Source organism: Paenibacillus rubinfantis (assembly GCF_001486505.1).
In the GTDB taxonomy this organism is placed as follows: domain Bacteria; phylum Bacillota; class Bacilli; order Paenibacillales; family Paenibacillaceae; genus Fontibacillus; species Fontibacillus rubinfantis.
Window position 1 is genome coordinate 18668 of sequence record NZ_LN909061.1, and the last position, 24488, is coordinate 43155.

Genomic DNA, 24488 nt, shown 5'->3' on the forward strand with positions numbered 1-24488 from the left:
AACGAACGTTCAATCAAACTATAGAGATTCAAAATAGAAGGAGAGGATACGCGATGGAAGAAATCATTCGCACCAACCATCTGACCAAGCGTTATGGTAGCCGAACCGTTGTAGACGATGTTTCAATTACGGTGAAGAAGGGGGAAATCTACGGGTTTTTGGGCCTGAACGGTGCGGGCAAAACAACAACGATCCGCTGTTTACTCGGCATGATGAAACCAACGTCGGGAGAGGTCTATTTATTCGGCCAGAGATTAGCTAAGGGAGGAGAAGCGCTGTGGAAACGCGTGGGGTATTTGGTGGAGACGCCGGCTGCCTATCCCAGCTTTACGGTTCGGGAGAATTTGAAGCTGTTCGCGAAATTGCGCGGACTCCAGGAGCAGGAGGCGGTGGAAGCCGTCATGGACAAACTAAACCTGAATGACCACGCAGATACGCAGGCCCGGCATCTGTCGCTGGGCAATGCGCAAAAGCTGGGACTTGCCAAAGCGATGCTGCATCAACCGGACATTCTGATCCTGGACGAACCCACCAACGCGCTTGACCCAGCCGGAATCGTGGAGGTCCGTGAGTTGCTCCGGAATCTGGCGGAGCGGGAAGGGGTGACCGTTTTTATCTCCAGCCACATTTTGGAGGAGATCTCGAAGATCGCCACCCGAATCGGCATCATTCATCGCGGTGCGCTTCTTCAGGAGTTATCGGCAGACGAATTTGAACAACTCCGGCAAAAGAGGCTTTATGTCGGGGTCTACGACAAAACGGAGGCGGCGAAAACCATCCTAATCAACGAAGGATACCCAGTTCGGATGATCGAAAACGGCTGGCTGGAGGTGTCGGATGATCGCGCTATTCAGCAGCCGGAGCGAGTAGCCAAACTAATGACGGACGCGCAACTTCCGCTTGCTTTGTTGAAGGTAGAGGAAGAGGATTTAGAGGCTTATTTTCTAAAAACGATTGGTACGAAAGGAGGGACGGAAGAATGAGAACGTTGCTTCTGGCGATCCGGACGGAAAATGCGAAGCTCTTTCGCTCTTATGTGCTGTGGGGAACGCTGGTGTTCTTCCTGTTTGTCACGGGTATTCGCGTTGGAGAAGGGGATTGGGCCACGTATTTGAAAAATGTCGTGTTTATGTTCGCAAGCGTTTTTGGGATTGTTGGTTTTGGTGCGGTGGCGGGATGGACGTTTGGCCGCGAATATGCGGACCGGACGATCAAGGACTTGCTGGCTCTTCCTGTCTCCCGGGGCAAAATCGTTGCCGCCAAGTCGCTCTCAGCAATCATCGGGTGTCTAATGATCGTTCTGATCACCTTCACCTTTGCGCTTTTGCTGGGCTTTATCTTGGGGATGCCCGGCTTTTCGATGGAAGTAATGTTGCAGCAATTGCTCCAACTGCTGATTATTTCCGGGCTTCACCTCTTGCTGTGCGGCCCAGTCGTTGGGATAGCCTGCCTCTCGCGCGGCTACCTGGCGGCGATGGCGTTTGCGTTCTGTACGTTGATGGTCGCCTTAATTACGGGTCCGACGCCTCTGGGCACTTATCTGCCCTGGTCGATCCCGGCTCTCCAGCTGGCGCAGAGCGCCGGCGGAGAAGTGTTCCCGCTGGCGGCAGCCAGCTATCTCATCCCTATCGTTATCGGCCTAGCGGGTTACATCGGGACGTGGACATGGTGGCGTTGGGCGGATCAGAAATAGACGTTATAATAGGTGTAAAAGACGGGAGGAGGCCGGATCATCACGGGAAAGGGACCGGGCGGCCTTATCCTCTCCTTCATTTGGCGAAATATCTAAAAACTTAAATAAAAAAGGAGAGTCCCGAATAAATTGTGAATTAACAACATCATTGGGATCTTTTATAATGAACGAAACGGTTTGGGAGAGTTGTAGATGAGAATGAACTGGTATTACCGTACGATTCTTTCCTATGCTCCGATTCTCTTCGTCATCATTTCCTCTATGATCTTTATGATTTTCCTGGCCCTCAACAACGCATCCGAGCGAAAATACCTGGAGACCAACAAAGCGATCCTGGACCGAATTGTATTTAACGCAGATGCGAATCTGATGCTGATTGAGCGCAACGTTGTCAGCAAATTGTTGATCGATGGCGAGATCCAGGACTACTTCACGAACGGCCCCGAGGATGCGCTGGACGACTTCCTGCTGCAGAAGAAGCTGATCGAATTAAGCTTGGCTTTGCCTTTTGCCAATACCCTCTACTTATATAATGAAGCCGAACAGCGGATCATTTCAGATCTGGGATCCTATTCGCTGCGAGCGTTTGGCGATATGGACTTCTTGACGGCTCACTACGGCAACAAGGAATCCGCCGGCTGGTTTAATCCCCGATCTTTTGCTTATTTGCCCCAAGGGGAGGAGGCACAGCAGGTGGTCTCCTTGGTGAAGTTTGCTTATACCGGAGACGAAATGCGGGGGGCCCTTGTGGTTAACGTGTATCAACGCTCTTTCCTGGAGTATCTAAACTCGTTAAATGAAAGCGATTACAACCTAGTTCTCCTGATCGACACTCCCTCCGCTGCGGCGGTTCTTCCTGCCTCGAATTCGGATTCGGCACATGCCGAGGATACGATCCGGGTCCAGTCCGATTATACCGGCTGGACTTATGTCTCGGAGGGGGTGCATGATCAGGGCTATAATTGGCTCTCCCTCTTCTCGAACGCGTGGATGGTCATTTGGGTTGTCCTGATTCTGCTGGCCTTACTTGGGTTCACGATCGTGACCCACATCCATTACAAGCCCATTCAATCGATCATGGAAAAGGTCAGTCAGTTCTCGAATCGGAAAAGCGAGGAGCTGGGCATCAAAGGGGCGAACAATGAGTTCACGTTTATTGAAATGGCGTTGGACCATCTGTTGAAGCGGTCGCTGGATTACGAGAACCTTCATAAGGAAGACAGTTTATTGCGGCAGCAGCGGCTTTTTCACGATTTGTTGGCCGGGCATCTCGTTCTGTCCGATGAAGAATTCCAGCAGCGGTTGGCTGAGTTTAATCTGTCCGTTCCCTATGACCGATTAGGTGTGATGGTGGCAGAGTTGGACCGGTATGCTTGGTTTACGGATAAATATAAGGTCAAGGACCAGTACTTGCTTAAGTTTATTATCGAAAGCGCCTTCCGCGATTTGGGACAGAGCCATCATTCCTTTGTATGGCATGCCTGGATGGAGCCGCATCGCATCGCTTTCGTGGTGCATCATACGGCGTCCGAACCGCGCAGCAATCTAGCAGCGGCGGAATTTGCGGAGGAATTCAAGAAATGGATTCATCAGCATTTGGAGCTGACGATTTCGATCGGAATCGGGGCGGACTCCAAGTCGATCGAAACCATCGCGGATTCCTATCGAAACGCGCAGGAGAACGTGGAGCTCAAAACCCTCTTCGGCATCCATTCGATTATAGATAATCGCAAAAGCGCGGCTATTATCAATCTGGACCGATACGCTTATCTGCAAGCCTTGGATTATGCCGCCCAGTCTTTCCGCATGAATGATACCGAATGGCGGGAGAAATTATCGCAGATTTTCAACGAGCTTGGCAAAATGCGGTTTCGCAAGCGCGATATGGCGGAGTTTGCCCAGGCGTTTCTCAAACGAATGGATAAGGCGGTTCTGGTTTTATCCTCCTCGATCCAGGAACGCTGGAAAGGCGACTTTCAGGAGCGTTTCGCGGGGATGACGGAGACGGCGGAAACGTTAGGAGAATTTCAGGAACAGTTCATGAGCCTCATGAACCAGTTCGAGGCGTGCGTGGAAGAGGATCGTCAAGCCCGCAGACATCATAGTTTAGCGATGCAGGCTAAACATTACATCGATGCGCATTATACCGATCCCGGCCTCTCCCTGGTCCAAGTCAGCGATTATCTGAACCTCCAGCCCAGCGCGCTAAGTCTTATTTTCAAAGAGGAAATGGGAGAAAAATTCGTGGATTACGTCTTGAAGGTTCGGATGCAGCACGCCAAACAGCTCTTGTTGGAAACCGAGGATTCGATTCAATCGGTTGCGGAGAACATCGGGTACCAGAATGTGAACTCCTTCTACCGCGCCTTCAAGAAATTTCAGGACATCCCGCCGGGAGAGTACCGCAACATGTATCGTACGATTTAGAGCTTAGTCAACCTAACGTGGGAGGAGGAAGTTTTATGCGGCTTGCGAGGTCGTGGTTATCGAGGCTGGCGGTCATCGTCATCCTGAGCTTATTAGCGGCGGGTTGCAGCGGATTTGAGGATACGGATCGGCTGGGGTTGGCGTCGGACCCGATCCGTTCCTTCGAAGCGGACGGATTCGCGGCGGCCGATGACGGCTGGGGCACACTTCGAATCGAACTGTTTGAACGAAGCAACAAGCCGATTGGCGCGCCGACCATTACCGATAACGCGATGACGCAGTACATTCAGGAGCATTTCGGAGATCCAGAACGGATCAAGATCGAATTCGTTACAGTCCCCCGTGCGGAGGAGGTCAGGCGCTTGCAGGTGTTGATGGCGGCGAATCAAGCGCCGGATATTGTGTTCACTTACGACTTGCCTACGGTCTACAATTTCTACACGCAAGGCAAATTAACCGATTTGTCGCCTTTGTTGGATCAATACGGCTCCCGGCTGAAGCAGCTTCTGGGGGAGGAAATTTTGAGTTACGGGCGGCTCGAGGGAACCCAGTTTGCGATCCCGGCTAAGCGGGTATTGACGGCTCGAAGCACCACTTTGATCCGGGAGGATTGGCTTCGGGAAGCCGGCTTGCCTTTACCGGAGACGACGGAGGAGTTCTACCGGGCGCTACAAGCCTTTAAGGAAAATCGGCTGCGGAAGGACGGAGAAACCATCTATCCCTTCGGTCAAATCGATTACTATCATACGGCCCCGCTCCAGTACGCGTATTGGGATTGGGGCCAGATCACCATGGAAGACTTGTATGCCGAGCCGGGGTGGACGATGCCCGGGAACAAAGAAGCGTTCCGGTTTCTGAATCGTCTGTACCATGAGGGGCTGATCGATCCGGATTTCCACTTGGACCGGTTCGCCCAGCAATCTCAGAAAGACCTGATAAACGGCCGAGTCGGAGCTGCAACACCGAATACGAATGAGCCGGTATATATGGGATATCTCGCCGAATTGTTAAGGAATGATCCGGACGCCATCTTGACGCCAATCGATCCATTTACGAACGTCAACGGCAAGAAGCCCAAGCCGATCCTGGAAGATACGGGCATGTACATCATGGTTCCGAAAGCGAGCAAAAACGCGGAGGCAGCCATCAAATACTTGAATTGGATGGCGCAGCCGGAGAACATCATCACGCTGCAGAACGGCATACAGGGGGTGACGTACCAGATGGAGAATGGCGTGCCGGTCACCCTGGAGAGCGAGGATGCGGACCGTTTGTTATTTAATTATTTTGACTATTGCATCATCCTGAATGGGAAATATGTCAGCAGCAAGGACGAACGGTTGAATCTGAAAGCCAATGCGTCCAACCCGCGATTCGAGGAGTTTACGCGTAAGAGCGTAGAATACGGCATGAACGACGGTATCGAGACTCCACGCATTCATGCGATCCTGCCTTCCGATATTCAGTATGCCGCCATCTTGAATGAGAAGAACGACGAGGTCTTCGTGAAAGTCATTACGGCGTCTCCGGAGAAATTCGATGCCGTATACGACGAGGAAGTGGCGGAGTATTTAATGATGGGAGGACAGCAGGTTCGGGAGGAAAAACATGAAGCCTATCGAGATCATCGGTAGGAAATGAAGAAAGTGGTTCTACATATATTTATCACCTGATAACTGTTTTATTATTAAACATAGCTACCTCTGAAATCAGGCCTTGTCCTTGTTACTTTTTTAGCTTGCCCTTTTCTTTTATCCGAATTTCAGTCACAACGTGACATAAGGAGAGGCTCCGCCTCCTCGACGGAGCCTCTATTAAATACATGAGTTGCCGCAAAATATGATCAAAAGAATATGCAAGTTAGGTTGGAATAACGCTCCTATTCTTCATGCCTTCAGCCCAATTCGACAACAATCTGGTGCGTCTTGCCATCACCGATGATGGGTAGAGAAGTCCCTTCCACCGGTCGACCGTCCATCGTGATATTTTTGATACCTGATTGTACACTTTGAGGATTTAAGACATGCACATCATAAATATCGCCGCGGAAATTCCGCTGGATTCGACATTCCTTCCAATCTGCCGGAATGACCGGATGGATGGTAAAGGTCGAATAGCCAGGATGGAACCCAAGCATATATTGGGTTGCCGAACGGAAGATCCAGCCGGCTGTTCCCGTCACCCACGCAAACATGGTTTGGCCGGCCCGGGGGTTGTCAGGACCAAAGTACATATTGGTCAATGCGTACGGTTCACAGCCAGAATGCTCGGAAGGATTAGCCTCGCTGTTAGGCATAATTTTTAACATCGTTCGATAGGCTTCGTTACCTCTGCCAAGGCAACAATCGGCCACGATCTTAAAGGATCCCCCATGGCAATATGGCGCGCCGTTCTCCCATATGCCCGGAACGAAGCCGGTAAGGCGGCCGATTTCCGGTTTGTAGCTTGTATACGTAGGAGATAGGGTTAAGGGTCCATAGGGTGAATCCAGCTTCTCGTCAATGGCTGTCAGACATTGTTGAATGCGTTCTTCCAGTGCGATACCGGACATGAGGGCCCAGGTTTGACTGTTGAGATAAATGCTGCCCTCTTTCTCCGTATGAGTGCCGACTTTCTCCCCGGCGTCATTGTATCCCGCGAGATACCATTCTCCATCCCATCCCGCGTCATTGACGGCATGTTTGATGCGTTCGGCCCGTTCCTTCATCTCCTGAACGATGGCCTCGTCTTTCACGATTTCCGTTGCGATTTCCGCAGTTTGATTCAACGCATAATACAGAGCGATGGATGTCCAGACACTTTCTCCTTTACCGTCAATGCCGATTCCGTTAAGCGAATCGTTCCAGTCGCCGTCATGCGCGCGAACGAGCTTGCGCTCGCCGGTATCCTCGGAAGAGTAACGAACCGCAGTAAGAATATGCTCCCACACCGTGGCTTCGCCATCATCCAGATAAGGAACCTTGATGTTCAAGAAGGCATTATCTCCCGTTTCTTTTAGATAAGCGTTAACGGTCGGTGCGATCCAGGTCGGGCCATCGGAGTATATATGGGGATCAAGTGGCAGCCAACCTCTGACACATCGGCCATCGGAGTACTGGTAGCGCAGCGTTTCCAGAATCTTATCCTTCGCCAGGGCGGGATTGAACGAAGCGATGGCCCAGGCGTCCTGCAACTGATCGCGGAATCCCTTGCCCGTATCCCGTCCAGCTTCTGCGCATAACTGCACCTGCTGTTTGATCCAGGCGTTGATGAGATGGTTCACCTTCTCATCCGGGGTTTCGATCCGAATTGTGTTCATGATGTCTTGTCTGGACTTTACTACGGATTCGAATTCCCGCTCGATCGAACCGGGGGTGAACAGCTTGGCGGCCATGGAACGAGCGCGATCCATTGTGTCGGTCGCACCGATCAGCACGTGAAAGCTGCGGGTTTCTCCCGGCTGCAGCGTGATGGTATTCTCAAGGACACCAACCATATCCTCATTGGATGCCAGTGAGTTGCAGCAACCTCCGGATCGAACTGCTTGAGGTGCGTCTAAGTGCCCATAAGTGCCTACGAATGCTTTCCGCGATGAATCAAACCCCGTGATCGGTTCGCTTGAGGCAATAAACCCATTGAACCATTCATGCGTACGATCCTGAGTCGTATTATAGGCCATTAGCAAATTGTGACGGTCGTCGAACTCGGAGAACAGGTTGGAATAGTAATTGCTGTAAACTTTATATCCGCTTAACGAGAACTCAACGAAGGAGAACACCTTTATCTTGCGCTCGCGTCCGGAGTGGTTCTTCAAAGTTATCGTCCAAATTTCCGCAGGATCATCCTGATTGATGAAGACTCTGGTTTCGGCAGAAATTTGTTGATAGGATCCTGAAATTTTCGAATACCCAAGTCCGTGTATACATTCGTATGAGTCAAGTTCCCGGTTGACCGGGTACCAGCCTGGATTCCAGAACTCCCCGCTCTCTTCATCCCGAAGGTAAAAGTAACGGTTGCCGTTCTTGATAATGACGGCCCGCCCTCGGCCTTCCTGATCAATATAAGCCGAAGCGCGGTCCCCATAGGCGCCTGCTCCGCCGCCAAGCTGGTTCACGCCGGACAAGATATAGGAATTCCATAAATAATTCAGCATCGGTCTAGGCGTGCGCGGAGTGGTGAAAATGAATTCAGAACCGTCAGCCGAAAAATGGCCAAAGTTAGTCATATGTAAGCTCCTCCTTAAAATAGGGAACGTTCCCCAATATCGATAAAAAAAGAGATCACACGCGAAAGCGCTTGATCAATACTAAGACTTCGATTCCAAAATTCTGCATGTATTACCTTCTTGAAGTACGGGTTTGAATTGTTGAGACATCGGTTCCGGCATTTGTCCCGATACGAGCGATAAAATCATCTCGATCGCGGCTCTAGCCATTTCCCTTAGCGGCTGCCCCATGGACGTCAGATGATGAATTCCTGGTTTAAAGCTAAGCAATCCTACTAAATGGTCGAAGCCGATGACCGACATATCCTCCGGAATGCGTAATCCCGCACGGTGCAGCTCGTCCATCATTTCGTAAGCGATGAGATCGTTGAAGACGAACAAGGCGGTGGGACGAGTTTCTCTTTCAAGCAATGTCCGCGCCGCAACAAGGCCGCAGCCAATCGATCCATCCGTGCGGATGAAGTCATCGGAAGCCGGTTCAAGGCCCAGCTCCTGCATCGCCTTCTTGAACCCGTTGCACCGGTCAACCGCAACCTGATGCCGTAAATTCCCTGTAACATGGGCAATATGACGATGTCCCAGCTCCTGCAAATAACGGACAGCCTGCTCGGCACCGCCGACATTATCCACTAGTACATTCGGAACCTGCAGCTGTTCATAACGATTTTCAATCACAACAAACGGATAATTCACGGCCATCAACCGTTCGATCACAGGATAATCGTCCTCTGCGCTGCCAAATAGAATCACGCCATCAGCGGCACCGCCCATAAAGTACTGGATGTAATGAAGCTTGGAGGCCTGTTGTTGATTACAGCTGCAAAATACCAGATGAACACCTTCTTTACGTGCCCAGGTCTCCAGTTGCCCGGCAAGCTCGGTGTAAATCGGCGATTTAAAGGAATCATATACGACTCCGATGACGCCGGTCTTACTGGTGACAAGAGCCCTGGCTGCGATATTTGGCGTATAATGCAGCTCTGATGCCGCTTGCCATACTTTTTTTCGAGTCTCCGCATGTACGCCATATTGGTGGTTCAGTACTTTGGATACGGTTGTTTTGGAGACACCGGCGAGCTTGGCAATATCCAGTATGCTTGCGATGATCAACACTCCTTTCCATCCGTTTATGATATTTAGGGAACGTTCCCCAAATGTATCTTATCCTACTCCTCAGTAAAACACAATAGCGATATTCCCAGAAATTCAAAGGTAAAAATATTACACATCGATAGGTATGAATTCTCAACCGTCAACTAAAATCTCCTGCTCTATAATGAGGGGGACAGATTATGAAAGGAGAGTTTGATGTGAGAGGAACGATAGAATTAGAAACAGCGGCTTCGTCTGCTTCTCCTCCAAAGAAGTTTTGGAACCGAAAACGAAGAGAAAATTTGGCCGGCTGGTTGTTTGTTACCCCGGAAGTGGTCGGAATGCTGCTGGTGTCCATATTTCCGCTATTGTTCAGTTTATTTTTGAGCTTTACGAAGTGGAATTTGGTAGGGGGGTTGTCCGATATTGAATTCATTGGGCTGGATAACTTCAGAGCCTTGTTCTCGGACAGCCAATTTTTGAAGGCCTTGCGGAACAATGTGACGTTTACAGCCATCGTTGTTCCGGGAGGGCTCATCATTTCATTGATTATGTCCGTATTGATCCAATCCCGGGTATATATGAGATCTTATTTCAAGATCGCCTTCTTCATCCCCTATATCTGCTCCACGGTTGCAATTGCAGCGATCTGGTCTGCTTTGTTCCACCCCTCGAAGGGGCCGATCAATCAGATGCTCATGCAGATTGGTCTCTCGGACCCGCCGAAGTGGCTCGTAGATACGACCTTTGCGATCGTTGCGATCATGATTATTTATATTTGGCAGAATATTGGTTACCAAATCATCATTTTCATTTCAGGGTTGGCAGGAATTTCGAATGAAATGTATGAATCGGCCAATATTGATGGAGCTAACGGCTTGAAGCAGTTCTGGTATATTACGATTCCGCTGCTCGGGCCGACCACGTTCTTCTTGACGATTACCAGTATTATTACCTCGTTCAAGGTGTTCGACATCATCAAGTTCTTGACCGATGGCGGACCGAATTATGCAAGTACTGTTATTGTGTATCAGATCTATCTGGAAGGCTTCCAGAGATTCAACATGGGTTATGCTTCGGCCATGTCGTTGGTGCTCTTCTTAATGATTGTGCTGGTGACATCCGTAACCTGGATTTTCCAAAGCAAGAAAACCCACTATTAATGAATGGAGGAAACGGCGAACATGAGTTTAAAGAACAAATGGGGAAAGTTACTCACAACCGTGGTACTCGGATTATTATCCCTGTGTTTCCTTCTTCCCTTAATATGGATGCTCTCTGCAGCCAGCAAGATTGAGAAGGATGTATGGACATTTCCGATTCAGTGGATTCCCGAAACCTGGAATTTTGTCAACAACTTTAAGGAAGTTTGGATGGGCAAGGTTCCCTTCCATATGTTTTACGTAAACTCGATAAAAATCGCGGCTATTGCAACGTTGGCAACATTGATTGTTTCCTCGATGGCGGGGTACGCCTTTTCGAAAATCGATTTTAAAGGCAAGCATCTTTTATTCGGTTTGTTGATGTCCTTCATGATGATTCCCGAGCAATCTACATTGGTGCCCCGGTACCTGCTCATTAAATGGTTTGGACTCTACAATACACATACCGCCATTGTTTTGCTGCTAATGTTTTCGACCTACTTCACATTCCTGTTCAGGCAATACATGATGGGAATTCATGACGATATGCTGGAGGCGGCCCAACTGGACGGAGCCGGATATTTCAAGATTTACTGGAAGGTCATGCTCCCTCTTTGCAAGCCGATTATAGCTACCGTTGGGATCATCAAGTTCATCTGGACATGGAATGATTATCAGACACCGCTGATTTTCTTGTTGTCCAAGGAAAAATTCCCGATTCCTTTGGGCATCCAGTTCTTCAAGGAAGAGTTCGCGACAAACATCTCTGTTATGATGATGGCTTCTTTGTCTGCGATCGTGCCGCTCATTATCGTCTTCTTGTTCCTGCAGAAGCAGGTCATTGAAGGGATTGCGCTTGGCGGGGTGAAAGGCTGATGATGCTTGCTCCTCACAGTTATTTCAAGTTGACATTCCGAGAAAGTAGTCGAAAATAGTAGAAAACAGTAGAAATTTGTATTACGGTTAATTCGGAAGGCTTAGAACGAAGAGGGTTGTGAGGAGCATGCTGCGTAAAAGACTGAATCAGATTTCTCTCTATCAACGGATACAACTTTCTTTCATCATTTTTATTATTTTGCCGTTTGCGATCATTACGTACAATTCCTATACGTCGATTCGTGACAACGTGGCTAGAAACGTCAGAGAGGCGAGTTTGAATACCGTCGATACCATCGTTGAGCATCTTAATAAGACGGTGGAGAGCATCCTCTTTACCTCGTTGTACTTTTCGGAGCTCAAGGATACGGAAATGCTTGAGAGCTTGCGGGTATTAAGTGATTCGACCGGCTTCTCCGACTATGAGAAGTTTCGTCACTTTCGGCGGTTAAACGAAATGTCGAGCGTGTTGATGACTCAGACGATCGACGCGGATCTTCGCATGTTTATGCTGAATGCGAATGATCGAATTATTATGGGCAATCTCAATCAGCCGATGTTTTCTTTATTTTCGGATGAACCATTTCAAAGCGCGGCCCGTATTCAGCCGGATGAAACCACCTATCTGCAGTGGTTTCTATGGAAGGACGATGCCAAGGTTTATTATTATGCCGCTCGAAGAATCAAGGATCCCGTAACCCAGACGCATTTAGCGACTTTGTTCGTCGGTATACCCGAAACCTACTTCGAGAAGTTTTTTCAATCAGCCGATGGCGGTACAATGAAGTTGCTTGACTACAATGGGAATATCATCGTCGGCAGTCCAACAACAGACTTTGATTCAAATAAATCGATTCATACCGAGAAAGTGATTAACAACTTGGGATGGAAGATTGTTTATGATACTCCGGTTTCTCACGAAGAGATGCTGGTTTCCCAGGAGTTTTTGTTTTCGTTTTTGTCTATCGGCGCTTTTTTTATCATCTTTCTGGTATTCTCCGTGTACTTGGCGCGACGAATTACGACACCGATCTATCACTTGCGGAATACGGCCAGGCGTTATGTAGGCGGTGACCGAAATGTCCGCATGCAGGTGCAGGGCAAAGATGAGATGGCGCTTCTGGGCCATGTATTCAATCAGATGCTGGATGATATTAACCGGTTGATCGAACAAGTTGAGGCTGAGCAAGAGGAAAAAAGAGAAATTGAGATGCAGGCATTGTTTTCTCAAATCCGTCCCCATTTTTTGTTGAACACGTTGAACAGTATTAAAGTTGAACTGGTGATGGCGGGCGATACTGTCCACAGCCAGATCATTGCTTCCTTAATCTCGCTGTTGCGTTCGTATGTGCGCGCCCATGAGCCGGCGACACTGGAAGAGGAATGCAAGCTTCTGGAAAGTTATCTGAAAATCATGAATGTAAGGAATAAGATGGACATTGATTTCAGTTGGAGCTTGGCTCAAGAGACTGCTGATTTCCAAATACCTCGGCTGCTGCTTCAACCGATTATTGAGAACGCGGTCATCCATGGATTTGCCATGCATCCCGAACATGCGCAAATTCGATTGGAGGCAAAATGGACGGGGCAAAAGCTCATGATTACCATTGCAGATAACGGAAGGGGAATGACGGAGGATAACCGTCAGGCATTGATCGCGAAATTAAGCTTGCAGCAGGAGAGCGACCATTCCGCCAATCACGGCGTCGGTTTAATCAATGTTTCCCGCAGGCTGAAGCTGGCATATGGGAAAGAAGCTGGGTTGAAGGTACAATCTAATGATGACGGAGGAATGACATTTATGCTTGAAATTCCTCGTTATTAGGCCTTCGCAGGTGATCATAGCAGTATGAAAACCAAGAAGGGGGTACGGCCGTGTACAAAGTACTAATTATTGACGATGATGTGCCGATGCTGCAATATTTGGAAAAATTGATCGATTGGTCAGCAACGAAAATCGAGATCGTCGGCAAGTGCTTCTCCAGCGAAATCGCCCTCAGCATCTTTCAGGAAACACAGCCGGACATCGTCGTGACGGATATTGGATTGCCGATCATTGATGGGATTCAACTCGCTTGGACCTTTCGCGAAATGAAACCGGATGTACGAATTATATTCTTAACGTGCTTTGAAGAAATTCATTATTTGAAACAAGCTTTCCAGCTGGAGGCGAACGATTACCTGATCAAAGATGAGCTAACGGGCCAAAAGCTGGCAGACAGCATAGAAAAAGCGCTCAAATGGATTAAGGCCAGGGAGACGTCCCAAGAGCGTTTGGCTCTTAAACAGGATATTCAGCGCAATAAGGTTATTCTCAAGGAACAATTTCTAGACGCGGTTTTTAAGGGAAACAGCCTGTTGGATACACGGAAGTTTGGGGAACGGTTAGGCGTTCAGTTGACGCATCCCGGCTTTCGGCTGGCATTGCTCTATCTGGATGGCAGGTCGATGCTGGATATCTACGAGATTAAGGACTACGCTTTGCTGCAGTATGCGGTTTACAACATTGTGGAGGAGACCCTTACGGACAAAGAGAAAATCACTCCTTTTCTCTATCGCAACGAAGGTGTTTACTTGCTTTGCAATGTAGTCCTGCTTTCCGGGGAGGAGCGGGCTCAGCAGGATGCGTTTCTGTCTTTCATCCAGGATGTAACCATGAGCGTGGAACGATATTTGAAAATGAAGCTGTGGGTCTACTATAGTTCGGAAACCGTTGAATTCGATTCCCTCGGCGTCTCGTATCGGCAAATCTCCCGCACTATGGAGCAAGCTTACTATTTCCGCCATGAATCGGTTCAAGCTTCTAACGGGGATGTCTCTTTTAGATCGATAGAGCCGGGGGAATTCGACAAGGAACTGGATGTTGTGCAGCAAGCCTTCAAGAAGGAGAATCCGCAGTTGATCGACTTGGCGCTCAGCAACATTCGCAAGAAAGCGACGGAACACCGCTTGCTGCCTTCCTTGGTGAAGGAAACTTTCGAAACGGCGGTTCGCTCCGCCGTATTAGAAACCCATATTCCGGTGGTGGAGAACTTCTATCCTTTGCTCAGGAATAGCGCTCACATTGAAGAAACGGAGCAGCTCGCCAAGTCTGCGTTAAAAAGGCATCTTCAGCTTGCGCTAAATTCGGAACCCGGCAAAGTCAACGATCCGGAACTGGAAAAGATCAATCAGTATATCGATGATCATGTTTGCGAAACAGTGACGAATGTGAACATTGCCGATTATTTGCATTTAAATCCCAGCTATTTCTCCAGGTTTTTCAAGAAACGTTACGGCAAAAATTTTACCGATTACGTGCATCTGTACAAGATGGAGTTGGCCAAAAACCTGCTGAATAACCCGAATGAGACGATGGAAAATGTGGCGTATTCGCTTGGCTATTCGGATCGCGCCTACTTTTCTAAAGTATTTAAGAAATATGTCGGGACGTCGCCGAGCGATTACAAACAAAAGAAGAATTACGAGAGGTTATTAGACTAGGAGGTAATAAGAATGGGCATCGAAGGACAAAGAGAATCCGTTCGTTTGCCGGAACGGCAAATCCCCGTTTTTCGGGAGGTGGATGTGCTCGTGTGCGGCGGCGGACCTGCCGGAGTCGGAGCGGCGCTTGCCGCTGCAAGAAACGGCGCATCCGTGTTATTGATCGAGCAGCGCGGGTACCTGGGAGGCATGGCGACAGTGGCGAATGTTCCGGCATTTTGCCCGTATACGGACCATGTGAAGCCGGTCATTAGGGGAATTGGTTTGGAAATTCTGCAAGATATGAAAGCGCGAATGGAATACGGCTTTCAGGAAGAATGGAAAGATGAGCTTGACTGGGTGCCGATTCATGCGGAAGTGTTAAAGCTGCTGCTGGACGAGAAGATGCAAGAGGCTGGAGTTTCGCTGCTGTATCACACTTTTATTGGCGATGTCGTCCACCATGATGGGGTTGTCGACGCAGTGATCATTCACAATAAAACCGGCACGCAAGCGGTAAAGGCCAAAATATTCATTGATGCCACAAGCGATGCAGATCTGGTGTACCATGCCGGCGGACCACTTGCCCAGGGGGGCGATGAAGGAGAAATGCAGCCCGGAACGATGTGTTTTGTGCTTCACAATCTGGATCGGAATCGCTTCCTCGCCCATGTCGATGAGTACGGCGTCGATTTGAAGCATGCCATCAATAAAGCCAAAAGCGAAGGGCAACTGAATGTCGTGCGGGATTGGGCCGGAATATCCTGGCTAAACGATCAGACAGCCGGATTTAATTTTGGACATATCTTCGGCATCGATGGATCCAAAGCGGAAGACTTGACGCACGGGGCCATCGCGGGCCGCGCGCTGGTTGATCATATTACGGATTGGCTGCGCAAAAATATCGCCGGTTTCGAGCATGCGTTCTTATCGCTGACAGGCGAGCAAGTTGGCATTCGCGAGACGCGAAGAATCGTCGGAGATTACGTTTTGACCTCCGATGATTTTCAAAGCTGCCGCTCGTTCCCGGACGATATCGCGCGCAACGCCTATTTCATCGATCTGCACATGGCGAATGCGCAAAGCGGCATGACGATGGTTCATCTGCCGCCGGGAGAATCCCACGGCATTCCGTATCGTTCTTTGCTTCCGGTGGGGATCGAGAATGTGATTGTGGCGGGCAAATCCATCTCTACCGATAGAGCGACGCAGGGGGCGACACGGGTGATGCCGAATTGCTTTGCGATGGGAGAAGCTGCCGGGACGGCAGGAGCGCTGCTCTGCACGAATGGTCTCCATCGCACGCGGAGCATCGATATCAAGCAGTTGCAACAACAGCTTGTTAAGCAGGGTGCTTGGCTTGGAGAAGCGATCAACAGGGCACAGTAATGCTAGGAGAGCTGAAGGCATGGGATGCGTTCAGCTCTCTTTTTATCTCAGGAATCAGGTTAGAGAGTCAAAAATATACACGCCAGAAACACACGTAGTTACACAGGGTTATCAAGCCTAATTATTTATAATGAACTTGCAAACAACTCAATGATGTGGAGGAAATAATCATGAAAAAGGGCCTGTCATACCTTGTTGTGTTTTGCCTGATCTTTACCATGATCGGCTGTTCAAGCAACAAGTCGGAATCCGCGGACAACCAAGCCGCCAACAAGGGGAGCGTGAACGAGACGTCCGGCGAATCGGATGAACCCGTAACGATCAAGTTCTACACCTACAAAACGAAGCGGGAAGAAGAACCTTATGTAAAAGCTGTAAACGCCTTCAATGAAAGTCATCCGAATATTCAAGTCGAGTATGTCGATCTTGTGCAAAACAACGACACAATTGAATTCTTGAATAAACTCGACGTACTGATGGCAGGCGGCGAAGCTGTCGATGTTTTTCACACCGGTAACTTTGAGCAACTCATTGAAAGGGCTGCTCGTGGCGTAGTTGCTCCGCTCGACGAATTCTATGCCAATGAGCAGGTCGATCCGCAGGAAGAATACGTACTCAATCCTACGTATGATGGAAAAACCTACGGAGTTATCGCCAACTCCTCGCAATGGATGGTCGTTTTCAACAAGGACCATCTGGAAGAAGCGGGACTGCCGCTTCCGGAGATGGGCTGGACATGGGATGATTACCGGGAATACGCTAAAAAGCTGACGACTCCGGAACATTATGGAACCTATTTTCACACGTGGGGAGAATACCCGAACATCATCGCTTACACTGAATTGCCTCATCCGCAGTTAAAAGAGGATCAGACCTTAAATTTTGACGATCCGTCCTTTAAATACTTCTTCGAACTTCGCAGAGCCATGGAAGAAGAAGACAAGAGTGTTGAGCCATATGCGGATGTGCTCGCATCGGACTATCATGTCTTGCAGCAATTTTTCGCAGGCAAAGCGAGCATGCTGGCTACCGCTACATTCGTTGTAAATGCCGGAACGTTGCTGGATCGCTTCCCGCATGATTTCCAAATGGTTTATGCGCCTGTTCCGCGCTCTTCGGAAGATGCAGAGATGGGCTTAACGAATGTATCGGGCAGTTTCCTTGGCGTTGGGGAGAATTCGAAGCATAAAGAAGCCGCCTACACCTTTGCAAGATGGATGACCACAGAAGGCGCACAATATCTGCAAGACATCCCGGGTTGGAAAAAAGCGGACGGGAGCCAGCTTCTCGAACAGTTTTACGGCGATAAGCAAGATCTGATCGACCTTGAATCGTTGTCCAACACGTTGTTCGACCCACGCGTAAAAATGAATTCTGCAGGCATCGCGGTTCCGTATGGCAGTGAGTTAAAGACCATCGTAGAGAATGGATTTAGCCAATACATGTTGAACCATACAACGTTCGAAGAAGCACAGCAGTTCATGATATCCGAAGGCGAAAAGCTGATTAAAAAGTGATGAACGTTATTAAGTAAGAGAAATGAAGTCTCTGAAAAGGGAGTAGGTTGATTTGCAATTATCAAAATGCAAAATCAAAGTTATTAATAGATGGTTCCTGATCGCCGTTATGCTGTTTTCAAGCTTGATGCCTCAGTTAGCAACCGCCCATGCGGCGGGTGAAGATTCGATGGACGCAGGTGAAAGATTATCCTCAGCTTTAATAGCTGGGGATAATCCCACATCTTCCGGGGATGCTTATGTTCGCTACGATGAAAACGAATCCGGGAAGGTATGGACGATAGGTACCAGTCAGATCGAGAAGGTGATCAGGCTCAAGGATGGAAGGTTTCAGATGATAAGCTTGGTCAACAAGCTGGCAGAGGGCGGGGCCGGGAAAGAATATGTGAATCCTAACGATGGATCGGACGAGTTCGCCATCAAAGCGGTCATCGAAGGCGATCCGAACGGACTTGTGCTTAGCGGCAGCGATGATATATGGAGCCTGGAGAACTATTCGACCGAGTTAGGCTCACAGCAAGAATTGATTCTCAGTGTGTCGCTGACGAGCCCAACGATGCGGGTAACGAGAAACTATCAGATCCTGCCGGATACCGGTGTCATTGAGGAATGGACGAATTTCACCAATCTGGAAGAGACGGCGGCGACATACGCCGAACCGAGTTTTGTTCGAGGCAGTATCATGCCCGACGCTACGGCAGACAATGTGATCGTGTACCGCATGATCGGCGACAAAGTGAGCAGCAGCCCAAAGCATACGCTTACGCAAAACCCGGTGAATATGAATGGATTATCAACGATCGACGGTTCGGGGGCGGATATTAGCCATCCTTTTGTAGCGCTTCAGTATAAGGATACGCAAGAGGGCGTATTCTTCACCTGGGATTACACAGGGAAGTGGCAAACAAAGGTTGGCAATAACTCCGGGATGACCTTCATCCAGACAGCTGCGTACAACCAATCGGACGGGGAAAAATGGACTTTTTCTTTAAAACCGGATGAAACCGTTTCCATGCCATTGTCTAGAGTAGGGGTGTTCGTCGGAGATACGGATGACATGGGGAATGCCATCACGGACTATCAGTATAAATATAAATGGGATGCAACGAATGAAGAATTCATGAATCTCATCCGCTTCGGCGGATATGGCTCCGATCCGGAGCTGATCTTTCAGAAGGTAAACAGCAACCGTTATATTGGCGGCGACATGATATGGATCGATGATGGCTGGCAAACCAATCTTGGCGATTGGGAATGGAAAGAAGGCATGCCGATCGAGAAGTATCAGGAATACATCGCCAGAAACAGTCAAGTTCTGGGGCTTTGGATGCCGCCATGGGGTGCGGAGCAGCAAGCCCAGCTTATGAACGATCATCCGGACTGGTATATCGAATATACGACAGGGATGGATGCAAGGAAAACCGGGCTTGACACGTCCAAACCCGAGGTTGTGGACTATATCCGCAGCAAAGTGAATGAGGTACAGACGGCCCTTGACGGATTTATGCTGAAAACGGATTTCAATCAGTATAAAGACGGGTTCTCCCGGGCGCAAGGCGTTATGCAGGTAATGAAAAATTTCAAGCTGGATCACCCGGATCAAGGCCTGCATATTTGCAGCGACGGCGCGGGTGTACTTAATCCCGGCAGCGCGGCACTAAGCGAGCTCATCCTGCTTCAGGACGGTACGCCGGCTTACAGCGACGGTTATTATGCGTCGATGCTGTATCCGATCGACAAGATTTTGACGAGCAGAGGCAGAGGGGATATTGGTTCATACAGCAAGTCGAATCGGGCCATGCTCAGCTATGCCATGACGGTAGCCGGCAAAACCAATGGTACGATGGAAGAATTGGAACCGATCCGGCAGGACATGGATCTGTACCGCTATTTGAAGGATCAAGGCGTGATGGGTCGATATGTGAAGGTGTACCGCCCGTCGCATACTTTGGAGGCCGACCGGTATTATTTTGTGCAAAAGATGAATAAAGACGGGGATAAAGGCTATATCACCGTGCGTTTCGACAATAGCTATGCAGGCGTTAACGTGACCTTAACTCCGAAAGGTTTGGATCCCGCGTCCACTTATACGATATCTACACTGGAAAGCGGCATGGCGACCGCAACTAAGTCCGGTGCGGAGTGGATGAGTGAAGGGATACCTTTAACCCCCTTGCAAGTTGGCGAAGTGATCTTCCTGAACCTTGAAAACAGACCGGGTTCCGGCAATGACCAAATTGAACCTGCGTCTCCCGTGAATGTGTCCGCCAGCAATGCAAGATACATGGACCGCAGTGGAGTGGAGCTCACCTGGGACGAAGGTTCGGATAATAACTGGATTTCCTACTATGAAGTTTTTAAGAACGGCGAAGCGTACGATAAAGTATCGAAAGGTACGTATTATTTTGATGTCAACGGTACACTAAACGATCAATACAGTATTCGCACCGTGGATGGAGACAACAACGTATCCGGTCAAGTTGAGGCTGTGCAGAATGCGCCGTCGATCAAGCCGGGTGTGGCGGAGTTTGACAAAGCGCCCAACCGTCAAGCCGATGTAATTTCCGAAATTACCTGGAACAATGCCACGCAAGTGACGGATATCAAGCTGAATGGCGCTACGATCGGGTCCGATGCGTATGTGGTCGGGCAAACGCATGACGGACAAGCAACTCTGACGATTAAGAAGGAATTACTGGCATTGCAAGAAGTGGGCAGCTTGGAAGTAACGGTCGAATTTGATCAAGGCTACAAGCAGTTGCTGATTGTTAACATCGTCGACAAGTCCGGTACGACATCGGGAGACGCCTACGTCCGCTTTGAGGATTTGGGGAACGAGAAAATTTGGACGATGGGAACAGATCAGATTGAGAAGGTCGTGCGAATTCAGAACAGCAAGTTTCTCATGACGAGCCTGGTGAATAAGCTGGCGCCTGGCGGAGGCAAAGAATACTCCACGCATACGCAGACCGTTTCCGATGAATTTGCGATTAAACCCGTCATTCCCGGCAATACCAGTGCACCTATCGTAACCGGAAATGACAGAGTATGGACGTATGAAACTCATTCCGTCACGAAAGGCGATCAAGGCGAATTGATTCTTAGCGTCTCTGTTACAGGCAAATCGATGAGGGTCACCAGACACTATCGAATGCTGCCGGATACCGGGGTGATCGAAGAATGGACGGATTATACAAACCTGAAGCAAGCAGAGGCTATTTTCGCAGAACCGCGTCTTGTCCGGTACCGTGTAATGTCGGATGCTGCGGACAAGGTGGACCTTTATCATGTCAATGTCAACAAGACCGACGGGGTTACCGAGCAGGTTCTAGTTAAGCAACCGGTGAATAAAACCTCGTTGACTACAATTGAAAGTTCGGACACTGAGATCAATCATCCGTTTTTCGCCATGCAATACAGGGACGATCAGGACGGTCTGTTCTTCACTTGGGATTACTCGGGGAAATGGACGACCAAAGTCGGGAATAACTCCGGTATGACCTTTGTCCAGGTAGCAGTTTACAACAAACTGGATACAGAAAACTGGACATTTACCGCTGCCCCTGACGCGACGTTCTCTACACCTGTTTCCAGAGTAGGCGTATTCTTGGGGGACATCGACGATATGGGCAACGCCATCACGGATTATCAGTACAAGTACAAATGGTCGGACACCAACGAGGCGTACTTAAACATGATCCAATACAACGGAGCTGGCGCGGACCCGGATTCGGTATTCGAAAGAATCAGCAATAACCGTTATATCGGCGGTGATCTGGTCTGGCTCGAAGAGGGTTGGCAGACCCATGTGGGGGATTGGGGTTGGAAAGCGGAGATGCCGATCGATCAATACCAACAATATGCCGACATGAGCGGTCAATCCCTGGGGCTTTGGTTGCCGCCTTGGGGCGCGGAACAGGATTCACAGCTGAAGCAACAGCATCCGGACTGGTTCATTGAATACAAAGCAGGTATGGATCAAAGTAAAGCAGGGCTGGACACTTCTAAGCCGGAGGTTATCCAGTATATTCAAAGTAAGATCAGCTCCCTGCAGGCTGAACTCGGAGGATTTGCCTTAAAGACGGACCATAATTTGTACAAGGATGGTTTTTCGAGAGCGCAAGGCGTGTTAAAGGTTGTGGAAAACTACAAGCGCGACTATCCTGACAAAGGGCTGCAAATCAGCAGCAACGGATCGGACTTGCTTCATCCGGGCAGCGCGGCTTACAGTGAATTTATCATTCCGCAAGAAGGCGCTGTCGGACCTAGTGACGGCTACTATACATCCTTGCTGTACCCGATTGACAAGCTTGTCACTAACTATGGCAGAGGAGATTTAGGTTCGTATACGAAAGCCAACCGGGCTTTGCTCAGCTATCAAATGACGGTAGCGGGAGCGGCGGATTCGACGGAAGATCTGGAGCCGATCCGGCAGGACGCCGATTTTTATCGATATTTGAAGACGCAGGGTGTCATGGGCCGCTATGTAAAGGTATATCGCCCTGTGGCGGATACGAATGAACCGTATTATTTTGTGCAGAAAGTCAGCCAAGACGAAAGCAAGAGCTATATAACCGTACGCTTTGATGCTTCGCTCGAAGGATCGAATGTAACAGTGTACCCGAAAGGGCTGAATGAAGAACAGGCATATACGGTATCTACGCTGGAAGGCGGTATGGGTACTGCCACGAGAACAGGAGCCCAGTGGATGAGCGAGGGGATTCCTCTGACCCCGTTAAAGACGGGCGAAGTGATCTTCTTGAATCTCGAAGGAAGACCGGGCTCGGGGCAGGATCATACAGCGCCTCTTGCGCCAGAGTTAATTTCTGTCAGCAGCGCGGTATATATGGATCATAACGGTATGGAAATCGTCTGGGAAGCAGGCTCGGACGACAATTGGATTTCCTATTATGAGATTGAGAAGAACGGAGCGCCTTACGATAAGGTGTCGAAGGGAACCCGCTATTTTGACGAAGGCGGTCTTTCGAGCGATACTTATCGCATTCGCACCGTAGACGGGGACGGCAATGTTTCCGAGTATGTTTCTAATGCAGCAGCCCCGGCGGAACCGTCAATTAGCCCAAGCAGCGCCAGCTTCGACAAGAATCCTGAGAAGCAAACGGATGTCCTGATCGATGTGACATGGAACTCGGCTTCTGAAGTGGTTGCGATTAAGCATGACGGCGTTTCGGTTACGGAAGATGTCTATTATTCGTTAACCGGGAACTTGATTACGCTCAAGAAAGAATACCTGGCCATGCAAGAAACTGGCGATATAAGTCTCTCAGTATCGTTTGACACGGGCCATGAAGCGGAGCTGACAATCGCGATTCTGGATACTTCCGTTGATCCGGTGGATCCGCCGGCAGTGGATTTCTCGAATCTGCATACCGCGTTAGTTACGGCCCAATCCAAAGTGGACGGAGCCGAGATCGGCGATCAACCTGGGGAGTATCCGGAAGCGGCGGTCGATGCCTTGAAAGCGGCGATGGCCATCGCGATGGAAATAATGAATCAGGCCGCAACCCAAGAGGCCGTAGACGTTGCCACTATGGAGTTGTATCGAGCCATTTCGGATTTTGAGGCTGCCAAAGTGCCGGCAGAAACACCGACAGATGAAACGGTGCCGGCATGGCCGGCTGATAAAGCGATAAGAGCAACCCATGTCGGCAAGACAAGTTTGACGTTATCCTGGACCTCAGCTACGGATAACATTGCAGTATCAAACTATAAAGTATTCTTAAATGGATCGGAGATCGTCACCGTTACGGGTGACGTTTACAGCTACACCGTCAGAGGCTTAACCCCAAAAACGAGATATACGTTTAAGACGGAAGCGGGCGATACGGCAGGCAATTGGAGTGCGGATGGACCGAGCGTGGTCGTAACGACCCAAGCCGAAGCCTCCTCTGATGGCGGCTCGAAGCCAAAGCCAAATCCTGTTCCAGTGAGTCCATCGCAGCCGGAACAGGAAGAGGAACCGGAAATAACGGACCCGGCCGAACCGACCGAACCGGCCGAACCGACCGAACCACCTGCGCCCGCGGAGCCGGCCCCGCCTGAAGTGACGCTTACGGATATTGAGGGACACTGGGCGAAGGCGTCCATTGAGCAATCTGTGGAGCTTGGTTTTGTAACAGGATATGGGGATGGATCATTTAGGCCGAATGCTAACGTAACACGTGCCGAAATTGCAGCCATGTTAGCAAGGGCATTGAAGCTGGAGATTAATGATTCCGAACTGAGCTTTGCTGACAAAAATGCCGTTCCAATTTGGGCTCAACCATTTATCCAAGCTATTGCCAAAGCAGGTATCGTGTCCGGATACGAGGACGGCACCTTCCGGGCCAATAAGGAAATCACACGCACGGAGTTAGTTGTCATCATTGTTCGTTCATTAGGGCTGGAAGTCACCTCCGGCGCAAACATCGCATTTGACGATGCCGGACAAGTGCCGGTCTGGGCAAGACCTTATGTGGCAACGGCTGTGGAAAAGGGACTTATCAAAGGGGACGGAAATGGCAGATTCAACCCGAATGACCCCTCAACGAGGGCGGAAGCTATCACAATGACCTTAGCGATGCTGAATAATATGGGCTAAGTGACAATCGGGCCTTATTCAAACATGGAAACTAACCTGTGTGATTTATACTCCACAGGTTAGTTTTTCTTGAATGGATGAAACT

General features: G+C 49.4%; 13 protein-coding genes. 11 read left to right on the plus strand and 2 right to left on the minus strand.

The features are described 5' to 3' along the window. Positions 1-53: 53 nt before the first annotated feature. The 4 genes from BN3277_RS02645 to BN3277_RS02660 all read left to right on the plus strand — a co-directional run bounded on the left by BN3277_RS02645 (position 54) and on the right by BN3277_RS02660 (position 5754). The gene (locus tag BN3277_RS02645; protein WP_059040757.1) at positions 54-983 is read left to right on the plus strand and encodes an ABC transporter ATP-binding protein; all 930 of its coding nucleotides are present in this window, start codon (positions 54-56) and stop codon (positions 981-983) included. Beyond that, positions 980-1693, plus strand: coding sequence for an ABC transporter permease (locus BN3277_RS02650; RefSeq protein ID WP_059040758.1), 714 nt, complete (start codon positions 980-982; stop codon positions 1691-1693). The genes BN3277_RS02645 and BN3277_RS02650 overlap by 4 nt, the downstream gene beginning before the upstream one ends. A gap of 192 nt (positions 1694-1885) precedes the next feature. Further along, positions 1886-4120, plus strand: coding sequence for a helix-turn-helix domain-containing protein (locus BN3277_RS02655; RefSeq protein ID WP_059040759.1), 2235 nt, complete (start codon positions 1886-1888; stop codon positions 4118-4120). 35 nt (positions 4121-4155) lie between these two features. Beyond that, the gene (locus tag BN3277_RS02660; RefSeq protein ID WP_059040760.1) at positions 4156-5754 is read left to right on the plus strand and encodes an extracellular solute-binding protein; all 1599 of its coding nucleotides are present in this window, start codon (positions 4156-4158) and stop codon (positions 5752-5754) included. 260 nt (positions 5755-6014) lie between these two features. Here the strand turns inward: BN3277_RS02660 and BN3277_RS02665 are convergent, their stop codons facing one another. Beyond that, positions 6015-8324, minus strand: coding sequence for a GH36-type glycosyl hydrolase domain-containing protein (locus BN3277_RS02665; protein WP_059040761.1), 2310 nt, complete (start codon positions 8322-8324; stop codon positions 6015-6017). A gap of 81 nt (positions 8325-8405) precedes the next feature. Then, the gene (locus BN3277_RS02670) at positions 8406-9437 is read right to left on the minus strand and encodes a LacI family DNA-binding transcriptional regulator (RefSeq protein ID WP_059040762.1); all 1032 of its coding nucleotides are present in this window, start codon (positions 9435-9437) and stop codon (positions 8406-8408) included. Between the two features lie 197 nt (positions 9438-9634). Here BN3277_RS02670 and BN3277_RS02675 point away from each other — a divergent pair, with 197 nt between their 5' ends. From BN3277_RS02675 to BN3277_RS02705, 7 genes are all read left to right on the plus strand, one after another. Next, entirely contained in the window at positions 9635-10579 is a 945-nt protein-coding gene (locus BN3277_RS02675) for a carbohydrate ABC transporter permease (RefSeq protein WP_232436307.1), read from the plus strand. A 21-nt stretch (positions 10580-10600) separates the two neighbouring features. After that, positions 10601-11434 (plus strand): carbohydrate ABC transporter permease, encoded by an 834-nt coding sequence (locus tag BN3277_RS02680; RefSeq protein ID WP_059040763.1) that lies wholly within the window; start codon positions 10601-10603, stop codon positions 11432-11434. A gap of 373 nt (positions 11435-11807) precedes the next feature. Continuing rightward, positions 11808-13259, plus strand: a complete 1452-nt coding sequence (locus tag BN3277_RS02685) for a cache domain-containing sensor histidine kinase (protein WP_187380024.1) — start codon at positions 11808-11810, stop codon at positions 13257-13259. 50 nt (positions 13260-13309) lie between these two features. Then, positions 13310-14917 (plus strand): helix-turn-helix domain-containing protein, encoded by a 1608-nt coding sequence (locus BN3277_RS02690; RefSeq protein ID WP_059040765.1) that lies wholly within the window; start codon positions 13310-13312, stop codon positions 14915-14917. 12 nt (positions 14918-14929) lie between these two features. After that, positions 14930-16285, plus strand: a complete 1356-nt coding sequence (locus BN3277_RS02695; protein WP_059040766.1) for an FAD-dependent oxidoreductase — start codon at positions 14930-14932, stop codon at positions 16283-16285. Between the two features lie 170 nt (positions 16286-16455). Next, positions 16456-17802: an ABC transporter substrate-binding protein gene (locus BN3277_RS02700; protein ID WP_059040767.1), complete on the plus strand. Its 1347-nt coding sequence runs from the start codon at positions 16456-16458 to the stop codon at positions 17800-17802. Between the two features lie 334 nt (positions 17803-18136). Then, positions 18137-24403, plus strand: a complete 6267-nt coding sequence (locus BN3277_RS02705; protein ID WP_187380025.1) for an S-layer homology domain-containing protein — start codon at positions 18137-18139, stop codon at positions 24401-24403. Positions 24404-24488: the final 85 nt, after the last annotated feature.

Bases quoted from the DNA above. Each gene is read 5' to 3' on its own strand.
- BN3277_RS02645 (WP_059040757.1), top strand. From the start codon at position 54: ATGGAAGAAATCATTCGCACCAACCATCTGACCAAGCGTTATGGTAGC.
- BN3277_RS02650 (WP_059040758.1), top strand. From the start codon at position 980: ATGAGAACGTTGCTTCTGGCGATCCGGACGGAAAATGCGAAGCTCTTT.
- BN3277_RS02655 (WP_059040759.1), top strand. From the start codon at position 1,886: ATGAGAATGAACTGGTATTACCGTACGATTCTTTCCTATGCTCCGATT.
- BN3277_RS02660 (WP_059040760.1), top strand. From the start codon at position 4,156: ATGCGGCTTGCGAGGTCGTGGTTATCGAGGCTGGCGGTCATCGTCATC.
- BN3277_RS02665 (WP_059040761.1), bottom strand. From the start codon at position 8,324: ATGACTAACTTTGGCCATTTTTCGGCTGACGGTTCTGAATTCATTTTC.
- BN3277_RS02680 (WP_059040763.1), top strand. From the start codon at position 10,601: ATGAGTTTAAAGAACAAATGGGGAAAGTTACTCACAACCGTGGTACTC.
- BN3277_RS02685 (WP_187380024.1), top strand. From the start codon at position 11,808: ATGCTTGAGAGCTTGCGGGTATTAAGTGATTCGACCGGCTTCTCCGAC.
- BN3277_RS02695 (WP_059040766.1), top strand. From the start codon at position 14,930: ATGGGCATCGAAGGACAAAGAGAATCCGTTCGTTTGCCGGAACGGCAA.
- BN3277_RS02700 (WP_059040767.1), top strand. From the start codon at position 16,456: ATGAAAAAGGGCCTGTCATACCTTGTTGTGTTTTGCCTGATCTTTACC.
- BN3277_RS02705 (WP_187380025.1), top strand. From the start codon at position 18,137: ATGATAAGCTTGGTCAACAAGCTGGCAGAGGGCGGGGCCGGGAAAGAA.